Below are 12,533 nucleotides of genomic sequence, written 5' to 3' on the forward strand. Positions count from 1 at the left end.
GCGGTAGGTCCTTCAATGGTCTTCGTTGATGTGAACCCACCAGCCCGTTAATCTGATCAGTATCGAGGCACGCTGCCATCGATCTGGACGGACCACGCGTCGATCCCCCCGATCAAATTCTTGACGTTCGAGAATCCCTGCTGAAGGAGAAAGCCTGTTGCATCGCCGCTGCGCATGCCATGGTGGCAATAGGCGATAATCTCCGTGTTCGGATCCAATTGTGAGAGAGCCTGAGGCAAGGTGCCGAGCGGGATCAGTACGGAGTTGTCGAGCTTGGCGAGTTGATTCTCCCACGGTTCTCGCACGTCCAAGAGTACCAGGGTATCCCCTTTATCGATCCGAGCCTTCAGCTCTTTCGGTGTAATGACAAAGCTCATGTGATGTTCGCCTCCTAGTTGAGGTAAATCATAAGCGACCGCGGAAAGGGCTGTCAACGCAGTTTGTCCGGCTTGAGGCGACCTGTCCCCCTCACGTCTTCCTCTTTCTGCGCAGTATCTGCATCGAACTCCCATCGTCCCAGTCGGTCTGGGAGTTTCAGCGCAGCAGCGAGCTGTTTGATAAAGTCTGACCGTGGGATTTCTTCCGCACCGAACCGTGTGACATGGGGAGAGGACTGCTGGCAATCGAGAATGCGAAAGTTCCAGGCTTGAAGTTGTTGGACAAGCCTGACCAGCGCCACTTTTCCCGCGTCATCGACCTTCGTGAACATCGACTCAGCAAAGAACGCCCCGCCAACCGCCACACCGTAGAGGCCACCGACTAGCTGGTTATCCCGCCAGCTTTCGACTGAGTGGGCGTAGCCGAGTTCGTGCAAGCGGGTGTATCCTTCCAGCATCTCTCCCGTGATCCAAGTCCCTCCCTCAGGATATTGCGGGCGTGGTCCCGCGCACTGTTCCATGACAGACCGAAAGCTGGTATCGAGTGTGACGGTGAACACATTCGGGCGGAGGCTTCGTTTCAGACTGCGCGGGACATGAAGTTTCTCAGGAAACAATACAGCCCTGGGATCCGGCGACCACCAGAGAATCGGTTGATCGTCGTTGTACCAAGGGAAAATACCCTGTCGGTACGCTTCGAGGAGACGCTCAGGACGGAGATCCCCGCCGACGGCAAGCAGACCTTCTGGGGAAGCCTGCTCAACTGGTGGAAAGCGAAGATTGTGCCGGTGTAAGCGAACCATCGCGACGTACGATACGTGAAGCACGGCGGAAAGGCCATGCTGGGAGGAGTCCCCCGGATGGTTTCCTGGTTATCTCATGGCGACAATTGCGCTGAAAGTGACATAAAAGCAAAATTTGGCGTAATCCGGCGCAATCTTTCGACGGAAACAGCACAGTTTAAGAAGGTTTTAAGCGGTGTGAAACGCAATCCGGCGCAATTCAGGGTAAAGCCGTGTCCGTGTTGGACCTGTTTCAACCGGAACATCGCCCCGTACGATACGTAAAGTGAAGCCAAGAGACTATACTTGAAGAACGATGAAGGGGGTGTCGTAGTTCAGACTGAACCTGTCAGTTAGTGACAACTATCGACCCAAATCAGCCGATCACCTAATTGAAAGCAGCTGCTCAACGTCTGTGTGAGCAGTGGATTAGGGGAGTGAGCATCTTTCAAAGGGAGATTTACGCCGACCCGCACATGAAACCGTGAGAAATGGTATTGCAGCCGCAACTCATTGAAACAATGACAGTTATGGCGTACTGTTCGCGACTAGTAGCAGCTTGTTAGACGGATAGGAATTGGCAGATCCGATTCCTTATGCGGATCCGCCCCAACACAGCTATACAGATTCATTTCATGCCAAGTGCAACGATTAAAATCTTCCTTGCCCACGGAGATCCCAAACGGCTCCGAACGGCTGAATTGTCAAACTGGACAGGTAAAGCTGTCGCTGGCCCTCGAAGTGAATTTGACAGCGTACTTGCTCGAGAGGAATCACAGAATTCCGGTGTCTATTTCCTTACTGGAATTGATCCAGAAACGGGAAAAGCTGCAGTCTATATTGGCGAAGCTGAGTCCATCCGAGAAAGAGTAAAAGGACACCTCGATAAAGACTTCTGGAATCATATCGCCTTCTTCATCAGCAAAGATGAGAATCTAACGAAGGCGCACATCCGTTATCTTGAAGGCCGCCTCATCGAGCAGGCGAAAAAGGCGGGTCGGGCCGAGGTCAAAAATAACCAAGGTAGTGGGTCAAAGCTGCCCGAGTCCGACCGTGAAGATATGGAAATCTTCCTTGAGAAAATTCACCAACTGTTGCCCGTGCTCGGTGTTGAAGTGCTGGTACCAACCACTTCAACTGGAACGGGTCGAAATGAAACAGCGACCTTATCCTGTGAAATTAAAGGATTTAGGGCTACCGGCCATCTCACGCCAAATGGCATCGTGGTTCTTGCTGGATCCCAAGCCGTCTTAATAGAGCGTCCTTCTGCGCAGAAATACCCTTGGCCGATTAACATGCGGCAACAACTGAAAGACCAAGGAGCCTTAAAAGAGAATTCGGATCATCTCCTATTCACCAAGGACATTGAGTTTTCGAGTCCCAGCGCGGCGGCTGCTGTTATACACGGCGGGAGCGCAAACGGACTCACTGCGTGGAAGAACAAGGATGGAAAGAGCCTCAAAGAGTTGGAATCGATATAGCAACGAGTTCAACGCGGACGTTCTGGCTATTCATAAAGGTGTTTGCACGCAACACGTCTTAATCATTCATGAGGTCGAAGCGTATCCGGCATGGAAGACAATTTCTGACCAAGCAGCTGACATGAGAAACAGGCCGGAGAACTCAGCTGCCAGTTGCTGGGCGATGACAACAATGCCGATAAGATCGTTCACTTCTCGGAGTGGTCCTCGCTGGACAAGGCTCGACGTTATTTCGAATCTCCTGAACTATAAGAAATCTCAAGAAGAGCTGACGCCAAAGTGCCCGATTCTCTTTACTTAAATGAGATAGAGCACGGTGTGCTATAGCCCTAGCCTATCGTTCGAAAGGGACGCCGCAGGAGTGCGGCGTCGTTAGGCATGACAATGTAACTCGCTCCTCCTGACGCGCAGCGGTTCATCCAAGGCTAGAAGCTTTTGATGCTTGAGGTCTTAGGTGAGCAGGAAGATCGCATCACCGGGAGTGTCGTTCCGTTGCTTGCAAAGGCGCGTGCGAAGCTTGTTGGTAAACCGGCCATCTTGCGCAAGTCGATTACGCAACTTGAAGCACGAAATGTCAGGTTGGATCGGGAGGTTGTCATGGCTCTAGAAGGGATCGAAGTACGGCAGTGGGTCTATCTTCGCGATACCAAAATTTATTCGATCCTTATTGATTCGACTGCTGATCGTGCATTCGGAGTGCTCGGGCTTACACAGGGAATCCGAGATATTACGGGAGGCACCGGACTCATCATGGAAGCAGGGTTAGTTCGCTACTGTGGGCGGTATGTGTGTGACGGCGTTATTTCGCAAGCGGTGTGGCTCGGATCAGGATACAGAAGGAGTTGGAATGAGACATTCAAGGAGATCAAGTCATCAGGCCAATTTCATATGAAAGCCGATGTCTAGCTATTCTGTCGACTGGATGTCCGTAAGACATGCGTGCGAGACGTTTCGTTGTTACAGTCCTATCTCATTCGGTTACGGCCAGCGTCAATGTGGTAGGGCAGAGGACAGCTCTACGGTAGTGTGTGCTCCCTCCGCTCTACAGCCTTACGTGGGGCCTATGCCGAGTGTTGCCAGTGATCGGATTTCCCCTTTCTTCAGCTATTTGCACTCGTATTTTGGAAACCCTGAACATTCCCCTGATTTGCATTTGTGATCGTTGCCGAGTGAACCGGCCTTTCCGCATTTTTCACCCTTATTGAGCTTCGGTCGACACGCATTCACTTTGGTATCGAGCCCTCCATCACAATATTTTCCGGCACCGCAATCGGAATCTTTCTGGCACACACAGCTGCCTTTTGCGCCGTCCACGGCACCGCACTTGCCTTCCTTACACGCATCGTCGTTGTAGCAGATATCGCCTATCTCAACCGAATTCGGTGTGTAACACCGAGAGAACTTGCAAAATCCACTCTTGCATTGATGCCCTCCACCCACCAGATCACAGCTCTCGTTATCGGCTTTCTTATTCTTGCATTGGTTCAGATTCAGGTCAGCGCCCTGGTCGCAGTACTTACCCTCGATGCAGTCTGCATCCGCTTTGCAAACACAGACTCCCTTTAAGCCTCCGACATCACTGCATTTCCCTACCGAGCAGGCATCGTCGGTGTAGCAAGTACCGCCTGCCGATACTGAATGGGGTGTGTAGCAACGGCCGAATTTACAGAACCCGCTCTTACATTGATGTCCGCCTCCAGCTACATCGCATGTGTCATTGTCGGCCTTGAGAGGCATACATCGGTTTTTATCAAGATCAATTCCAGCATTGCAGAAATACCCTGAAGGGCATTCCGTGTCTTTGCGACACTTTGGCAAGCCACCTGCGACGTAGGTTTCCCCGTCCTTGAGGGTGAAGATGTTCCCCTCGAGATCGCGGAATCGAGGGTTCCGATGGTCAGGATCGTCTAATTTAACTCTTTCTCCCTCGTCATTAACGTGGTAGTCAAAATCTCCATGGTTTGGATCTATCTCAGGATTCGTTCCTATTTTGTATATTTGAAAATGAAGATGATCTCGTGAGGCACATCCAACTTTTCCCTCGTCCCCAAGATAAGTCCCTTCAGCAACCCATTGGTCTTCCTTGAGCTTTGCCTTAATAGTTGTACTGCCAAACTCCATATGTGAATACTTAGCCCATTCACCATTGACATGCTCAATCCATACATAGTTGTTGAGACAATCCCTCGTATTGCGAAATAATCGTTCGGGCCATTGGTTCTTGGTGCGACCGTCCTGAATATATCGAACGAATCCATCAGCGGCAGCTACGATGCGATGCGTACCACCACCTTTCCCGTGCATATCAATGCGACCAAATGGATTATGAGTGACAAAGTCGCGGCCAACTTTTACGTTCGTACCATCGGCATAGGGGATTCGGTAGACATTCTGAGATTCCTGTCCCTTCGGGGGTGGCCCCGGATTCACACACGCGTTCACAGCCGCATCGTACTTTCGAAGGCATTCCTCCAGGTCATCGCCGGTCTTGTTCATGCAAGGCTTATAGAGCACTTGGGCCTCCGCCTCGCAACGATCAAGCAGTTCAGTTTGATGAGGCGTAACTTTCTCTCCCACGCCAGCCTTTGACGCTGCCTTCCCCTTCCGGACCTTTTCGGAAGGCTTGATGGGCGTCCCGTTCTCTGCTTCTCTACCGGCGTGGCCTGAGGAGGTCGTATCGAGCGTCCACAGTGTAGCCAGGCAGAGTATGGCTAGAAGATGCACCCAGCAGCTTGATTGTATCGATCTCATGACACCCCGTCCTTTCTGCAGCCTGCCAAACCCAGGCCATATCTCGAACTACTTACACACATACTTCGGGAAACCCGAGCATTGGCCAGACTTGCATTTGTGGTCATTCCCGGCAACGCCTGCGCACGATTCGCCCTTATCCAGTTTGGGACGGCAGGCGTTTACTTTGGCGTCAACTCCGCCATCACACCATTTCCCGGAGCCACAGTCCGAGTCTTTCTTACAGACACAGGTTCCCTTGGTCAGTCCACCGACAGGTGCGGTGCACTTCCCCTCTCGGCATTCGTCGTCGAAACGGCACGATTCGCCCATCGATGCCGATGTTGGTGCAGAACAGAATCCGGTCTTGCATCGACCGGCCTGACATTGATCGGCCTTAGTACAGACAGAACCGTCGCTCAATTTGGCCTTGCACGTGCGCTGTCCCGCAATAGGCTCACCGCAATAGTTACCGGCCCCACAATCCGAATCCGCTTGGCATTCATCGGCAACCTTGCAGGTACCAAGGTTGCACCGGTCGGAGGCGCATTGCCGTTTATCTGTACAACTACTGCCTAACGGTTTCTTTGCTTTGCAGACATTCCGCTTTAGATCCAACACCCCAGCGGTACAGAACTCGTCGTCCTCACAATCAGCATCGGCTTCACACTGTCCTTCGCCACGCAAGCCGGCCATAGCCTGATAATCAGTCTTCCCGTCGCTCGTTAGGTATCGTTCGCGCTGCTTAGCAGCGCGGCTCAATTGACAGGCGTTTAGGACTTCTTTGCCAATTCCTGACGTACAATAGTCCATGACATTTGAAATTCCTTTGCATTCACGGAGATCACCAGCACTATCGGGCTTAACCTGACCCTGGCAGGAATTACACTTTATGTGATTACCGAATTCTTTGTTGCAGTTCGACACACTAAGGGGATTCAGATTCACATAAGGCTCGAAGGTGTGCTTGAGTGAGAAAAAGTGCCCAAGTTCGTGTGCGAGTAGATATCGCTGAGTCAGGACTTTCGGGTCGGTATCCGCCACCACGCAGGTAGCTATAATGATGCCCCGCTTTCGGTTGAACGGATTGACCCAGTGAGGAAAGGTCGCTCGACCGCACAAGCCCTTGTTCTTTTCCTCATTCTTTACGACCGTGTCGACGACAAGCACTGTGAGATGCCCGTCTGTTTTTGTACGAGCCTGATTGTCGAAGTTGTCGTCCATAAACTTTTCAAGGTCAGATACATTATCGAACCCAAGATAACTAAAATTCTTCCCGTTGGAATCCGTCTGAATCTTGATTGCGGTGTGATTCTCCTGCACAAACGTCGGGTGGATGACCAAAGCCGGGTTATTGCTATAGAGCGACTCGGCCATCTCGATGTTGACCCGCAGCCACTTTACGATTTCGTCGTAAGTGTACCGCTGCGTGTTGATATGAAAGTGAATGTTCGCATCGAAGTTACCCGCCCAAACCGATGAAAGCGGGCAGAGCCAGACAAGCGCTACGATCGCACAGATGCTGACCACGTGCTTCAGCCTTTTCATGACGGGACCCTCCTAAGTATAAGTAGACAAGCCTACTGTGCCATTGCCTGTGGTTCTGGCAGCATTTTCCTAATAATACGATCGAAGTCTCGCTTGGGGTGATTGCCGACTAATGACACGCCGTTGATCACGAACGCGGGTGTGCCGTCGAAGCCGAACCGTTCTGCTTCCGCTCGATCAGCTGTAATACGTTGCGTCACTGCGTCACTCTGTAAATCGCGTTCGAGCTGTGCGTGGTCGATGTTCAGTGTCGCAGCAATTTCCTGCACGGCTTCGACGCCGCGAGACAAGTTACGCTGCTGCTGAAACACCAGGTCATGAAATCGCCAAGCCTCGTCTTCGTTCTGCAGTGCGATGGCCTCAAAATAGCGCGCTGCTGGCTCGGCCGTGGCGTGGAAGCTCAATGGATTGTGTTTGTAGACGAGACGGACCTTGTCTTCATACGCTACCAGCACTTCCTGCAGTGTCGGGGATACGGCTCTGCAATAGGGGCACTCGAAATCGCTGTACTCCACGACAGTGATCGGCGCGTTGCGCGCTCCGCGAATAGGACGATCTTCCGCAACCGTCGCAACTTTTGGGTTCGCCATTTCTGCCTGCCATTGCGCTTCCTCGAGCTTTGCTTTTCGAATTTCGGTTCCGCGTTCTACGAGGTCCGCAATCATCACCGGATCTTGTTTCAACGCGTGAAGGATGAGATCTGGATGTTGTCGTAATGTCTCTTCGACCAAAGCTTTGATGTCAGTGGCCGGTGACTGTAGATCAGACGCCTGCGCCCATGTCTGTTCGGTACTGCTCGCGAGAATTCCAATTGATGCTGTTAGACTAAAAGCCAAGAGTGAAAACGTTCTCCAGATAGACATCATAATAGGCACCTCCTTAACCGCCGATAATCGTCGATAGAATGTCCTCTATGTGGCTCTTTACGGTAACCGGTTCAGGAACCTCTACGAGGTACGAACACTCAGCAAGAGTTATTCCTGAAAGTCACGCTATCAAAATGGCGATGGTTGTTAGGTTGAAACATTCGATGACACTAATACCTACAAATATGAGATACAGGGGTGTATCTGATCAGATACTGACAGGTTATTAAAAAAATATGTTCTGGATAGACCAGCCCTCCCCCTAATCAGGATTAGGCTGATGAACTTTGTCTTGGTGGAATGGAGAGCACCTACCTTTGTACTCCCCACATGAGTATCTTGTTGATCAGCCCATGAATAGTTTTTTCAGCACACGCATACATTGCGCCTGGCCTTCCTAGAGATGCCAGAAGAACAAATAGAACCAGACTTACTGTTGTCAGGCTGGCAAGAATACGAGGAGACGTGAGAGGACGCTATAGTTAGTTTTACACATGCAGGCCATAGGCGACACTATGCGTTGGTGCAGTCTGGCGCATCGCTATGCAGCCGCACGGCCAGTTCGCTGCGTGAACGCACTCCGACTTTGCGAAAGATCGCCTGCACTTGATTAGCCACGGTGTGCTCACTGCAGTTACGGCGTTGGGCAATGTCTCGGTTTGTGGAGCCTGCCAACAACGCCGCCAGTATCGCTCGTTCGGCGTCTGTCAGGTTCATAATCTGATCAGCAGGAAGGAGCGGATAGGTGCCGATCAGCAATCTGTCGCCATGCACTCCATATTCTTCCAGTGTGGCTCGTGGTCCGTTGGGCGAAAAAAATGCCGCAAGCTCGGTGAGCGATGACAAACGCAGTTTGCGAACTGCACGCGTTGTGCAGTTCGTCACGGCGGAGGGTGAGATCCCGAGCATATAGCCGATCTCCTTGCAGCTATGCCCTTGGCCGATGAATTCCGCGACTTGGCGCTCGCGCAGGGTGAGGCCGCGTGGATCAGGAAATCTGGGGTCATTCTTGATCGCAAGAACAAACCGGCGACCGTCAGAATCGAAATGGTCGATGAGCGACCAGCGGCCTTGCACAAGGCCCTCCCAGGCTGCCAACGCACGGTCAGGGTTGCTACGACCTTGGCGGGTTCGAAGCTGGTCGAGGCGGCGGACCGCTCTCTGCAATGCGGCACGTGCCGTCTGACGTTCTGCTCCCTGACGGGCGTCGTGGAGCTTGCCGGCGGTGTCAAAAATGGCTTCCACCAGAAGGGAATCAAGGTTTAGGGTCTGTACGGATTCTCGCAGCCGAAGCCCGGCGCCCAGATGGCTGGCTGCACATTGCCAGCGGTGTCGCTCCTGCACGGTCGGTATAATTGGTTTCGAGAACAGCCAGCACAGGATTAGTGCGCTACCTTGACCCGTAAGCCCCTTGACTGCCAGCTTGTCGTGCACGACACCGTTCGTAATCTGCTGAACAACAGCCGCCAAACCTGGTTCACGTGTGAATAAGGCTTCGCTGAGAGAGGTGACGGCCGGCCCGCTGCGGAAGAAATGACTGACGGTGGGAGTTTGTACCTGCATGCTTGCTGCGAGAATGTCCCGTGCATGCTCTGGTCCTAACGCAGCGGTTCGTACAAGCTTCAGGTTTCTCGGGGTGTACTGATAGGTACCGATGGTAGGCCAGAAGCCTCGACTTGCTAGCGATGCGGCATGCTCGAGTACGTGGTTCAGCCAGGTGTCGTCGTCATCCTCGAGCCTGTACACCTCCTCAATGAGCCCCACCCAATCCTTCGTGTTCATGGGTTTGAGTTGTTCGTTCCTCTACAGGTCGGAATATGTGATGTATACAATGGACAGCGTCTCAGTGTCACCCGCTGACATCAATTCCTATTCGGTGAAACCACACTTCTCAGTCACTATTCCCAAGTAATCAACTCTTCCGTATGGACAGCAATGGACTGACTGCTGTTTATCCGATGCGAGTTCGTGATGCTAAGGGCGGTGCAAGGTCACCGTCATCGTGTGTCCATCAAATTGAGGAGCGAGTAGGCTACTACTCCGAGGGGTGTTCAGTGGAGGCCAAGATGGGTTGAAACATCGGATCGGCGTCGAGCACGGCCTTCAGTCCATCGCTCGCGAGGAAATACCGCCAGACCGCCTCGTCTTTTCCGGGTATCTCGTCGAACCAGCGTTTGGCCTCGGTGAGGTGCTGGAGCATCTGACTTTTTTCCCCATAGTCCGGCATAAAAATCATGCTGTAGGCCATGGTGTAGTGCGCGAGAAACTTGTCGATCGGCAATTCCGCGAGCTCCGCCGAGGCGAGCGCGTCTTCATAGGCGCGGACGCTGTCGGGATCATGCAAAATCCGGTTCCAGGCCACCTTATTGATGCGAGACCAGGCGAGTTGGAGCAGGCCCTCAGCCCTGGGTGTTTTGCGCTCAGCCGGAATGTTTTTGATCAATGCCTCAAATGTGTCAATCATCGGAACTTGGTCATTATTCCAACGATAGGCCATGCCTAGGCGAAACCGGTTATCCAACCGTTCAGGATGGAGCTTTGCGAGTGTCTGTAACGCGGGCAGCAATCGATAGAGCAGGTCTGCCGGCGTTGGCTGGGAGAAGCCGCCCACTTCCATCCCTAAGGAGAGATCCAGACGGGTCGAAGCGGCAGCAATGGTCCAATAAAACTCGTTGACTGTGAGGGAGAGCGCCGGATCCTTGACGGCCAATTTATGGTTCTGAGCCGCCTCTCGTAGCAAGATGCCGTACAGATTCTTGGTGAGGACAGTCAGCGCATCCACTTGATTCGGGTCGATGATGAGGATGCGATTGAGCAGGGCGACACGGTCGCGCAGTTCAGGAAATGAAGCGGCGCGAGCGGCAGCGGCGGTGAGCGTGCCGGGTTGGTCGTCAGGGCCCCACCAAACGATGGAGTCGGGAAGGCCGCGACTGGTCTCGGTCGTGAACGGGATTCTCTCTGCAACCATGCCTGGTGCTTCAGGTGCGGTTTCTACTGGGAGATGAAACACGGCGGTGTCGTGTGGAAATCCGTGCCGCTTGAGTCCGCTGAAGACCACCCATTGCGTCACGATGGATTTAACTGCACGCCGTTCTCGCTTAATTGTACTTGTCCACTGGACCGTATCTGGTCCATAGGTGATGGGAGCGGTGAGCGGATCCTGATACTGGACTGTTAGCTCGACCAGTGTGGTCGGAACGCCGATGACGTTCCCGTTCGATGTGAGTCGGAAGGATCCATTTGGGAGTATACGGCTGTTTGTGACGGCGAGGTGCAGGCCCGTTCCGGGAGGTGTGAGCCCGAGAATATCCATCACAAATGCGGAGGCAGGTGCGCGGGACAGCTCATCGCCGTAAAACACGAGCGGACCGGTGCTTGGCCAGAGGACGTTCATTCCAATGTCAGATCGCTGCAAGAGCGATGCATGACCCGCAGTGAGTGCCTGCCAACAGTCGTCGTACGAGGCATTGGTTGGTGCCGCTGGTTTTGGCTCAGCAGCGGGAGCGGTCAGCAATGTGTACTGACAGGCGAAGTCTAGTTGTCCCGCAGTGACCGTGTCACCCTGCGCGATAGCGTTGGCATATCGCAGGGCGGTATCGACGACGGCCTTCCTGGCAGTTCCCCCCTTCTTCGCCTGGTGCGAGGGTTTGGAGGCTGCGGTGGCAAGAGTCGGCACGGTCGTATCGAGTGCCGTGAATAATCCCGAAAGGATGAGAATTCCAAGGAGTGGGTTCATGATCATGATGGAATGAAATTGAGACGTTGTGGATTACCGAATCTGGGTAGCTTTCAGGATTTTCTGGCGCATCATGGCCCGATCGTCCGTCGATAAGCTCGGGCTCGGGCGATGGCGACAGAGCGAGACGGTCTGACGTAGGGAAGAGACGAACACTTCACAGTTGGGACAGCTGCCCAAATGCCGACGAATTTCGCTGCAAATGTCTCCTGCGAGTTCATCATCGATATAGGCCGACAGCTGGCGGAGAATGTTCAAGCAGCGGCCCTTCTCATGGTCATGCTGATGCTGAGCTGTCGAGGACCGTGTCTGCTTGGTGGAAGTGTGGCGCTTTGCCATAGAACCGTTTCCTCCGCTATCCCGATAACGCGTGTTCGTGGTCAGTCATCTCCTGGCCGAGCCCTTTGGCGCTGAGATGGCGACGGACAAACAGCCGGGCTCGGTGCAAGCGCGATTTTACCGCTCGCTCATTCAACCCCATAATGGTTCCGACTTCCTTGGCGCTCAGGCCTTCCATGTCTCGAAGCACTAAGACCATCTTATACTTTTTCGGCAGCTGATCGATCGCTGTATCGAGCGCGTCACGCAACTGCTTGTTCTGGAGCGCTTCTTCAGGACTGAGGCCGTCGATCGGAATCTGCAGACGAAACTCGCCCTCCGATGTGGGGACGAACTCTTCGAGCGATAATTCTCGCTCAGGAGCGCCCTTTCGTCTCCGCCGCATACGTAAACAGGCCCGGGAAGCGATGGTATAGAGCCATGTTGAGACTTGGGCATCACCACGGAATTTCTCGAATCCACGGTAGGCATTCAGAAACGTCTCCTGCACCAAATCTTTCGCCGCCTCCCGCTCGCCGCATAATCGATGCGCAAACCGATAGACCAGGTCCACATGATCACGATAGAGCGTATCGAACACCTTGGCCGCTCGTGCATGAAGTGAGGACGGCGGTGAAGACCGATCAGTAGTGGATGTGCGCATGGCCTGGCAGTCTACGGGGGGATTGAAAAGA

Annotated in this window: 11 protein-coding genes; 2 read left to right on the forward strand and 9 right to left on the reverse strand. The window is 53.3% G+C overall.

The annotated features are described in order from the left end of the window. Nucleotides 1–56: 56 nt before the first annotated feature. Both IPM58_09280 and IPM58_09285 read right to left on the reverse strand, forming a co-directional pair. Nucleotides 57–377, reverse strand: coding sequence for a rhodanese (locus tag IPM58_09280; GenBank protein ID MBK9307258.1), 321 nt, complete (start codon nt 375–377; stop codon nt 57–59). 53 nt (nt 378–430) lie between these two features. Continuing rightward, nucleotides 431–1,180 carry a leucyl/phenylalanyl-tRNA--protein transferase gene (locus IPM58_09285; protein MBK9307259.1) on the reverse strand — a complete coding sequence of 250 codons (750 nt, stop codon included), beginning with the start codon at nt 1,178–1,180 and terminating at the stop codon, nt 431–433. A gap of 614 nt (nt 1,181–1,794) precedes the next feature. Between IPM58_09285 and IPM58_09290 the strand changes: the two genes are divergently transcribed. Both IPM58_09290 and IPM58_09295 read left to right on the forward strand, forming a co-directional pair. After that, on the forward strand, nt 1,795–2,640 hold the full coding sequence (locus tag IPM58_09290) for a GIY-YIG nuclease family protein (protein ID MBK9307260.1): 846 nt from the start codon (nt 1,795–1,797) through the stop codon (nt 2,638–2,640). Between the two features lie 438 nt (nt 2,641–3,078). Then, on the forward strand, nt 3,079–3,546 hold the full coding sequence (locus IPM58_09295; GenBank protein MBK9307261.1) for a hypothetical protein: 468 nt from the start codon (nt 3,079–3,081) through the stop codon (nt 3,544–3,546). Between the two features lie 198 nt (nt 3,547–3,744). Here IPM58_09295 and IPM58_09300 read toward each other — a convergent pair whose 3' ends face one another. The 7 genes from IPM58_09300 to IPM58_09330 form a co-directional block, all read right to left on the reverse strand. After that, the gene (locus IPM58_09300) at nt 3,745–5,391 is read right to left on the reverse strand and encodes a M23 family metallopeptidase (GenBank protein MBK9307262.1); all 1,647 of its coding nucleotides are present in this window, start codon (nt 5,389–5,391) and stop codon (nt 3,745–3,747) included. Between the two features lie 48 nt (nt 5,392–5,439). Next, nucleotides 5,440–6,918 carry a hypothetical protein gene (locus tag IPM58_09305; protein ID MBK9307263.1) on the reverse strand — a complete coding sequence of 493 codons (1,479 nt, stop codon included), beginning with the start codon at nt 6,916–6,918 and terminating at the stop codon, nt 5,440–5,442. Nucleotides 6,919–6,950: 32 nt separating this feature from the next. Then, nucleotides 6,951–7,784 (reverse strand): thioredoxin domain-containing protein, encoded by an 834-nt coding sequence (locus IPM58_09310; protein MBK9307264.1) that lies wholly within the window; start codon nt 7,782–7,784, stop codon nt 6,951–6,953. Between the two features lie 513 nt (nt 7,785–8,297). Beyond that, the gene (locus IPM58_09315; protein MBK9307265.1) at nt 8,298–9,566 is read right to left on the reverse strand and encodes a helix-turn-helix transcriptional regulator; all 1,269 of its coding nucleotides are present in this window, start codon (nt 9,564–9,566) and stop codon (nt 8,298–8,300) included. A gap of 253 nt (nt 9,567–9,819) precedes the next feature. Beyond that, entirely contained in the window at nt 9,820–11,520 is a 1,701-nt protein-coding gene (locus IPM58_09320; GenBank protein MBK9307266.1) for a hypothetical protein, read from the reverse strand. A gap of 33 nt (nt 11,521–11,553) precedes the next feature. Beyond that, on the reverse strand, nt 11,554–11,859 hold the full coding sequence (locus tag IPM58_09325; protein MBK9307267.1) for a zf-HC2 domain-containing protein: 306 nt from the start codon (nt 11,857–11,859) through the stop codon (nt 11,554–11,556). Nucleotides 11,860–11,875: 16 nt separating this feature from the next. After that, nucleotides 11,876–12,502, reverse strand: a complete 627-nt coding sequence (locus tag IPM58_09330) for a sigma-70 family RNA polymerase sigma factor (protein ID MBK9307268.1) — start codon at nt 12,500–12,502, stop codon at nt 11,876–11,878. Between the last annotated feature and the right edge of the window lie 31 nt (nt 12,503–12,533).

Origin of the sequence: Nitrospira sp. (genome assembly GCA_016715825.1) — a bacterium.
Classification (GTDB): Bacteria; Nitrospirota; Nitrospiria; order Nitrospirales; family Nitrospiraceae; genus Nitrospira_D.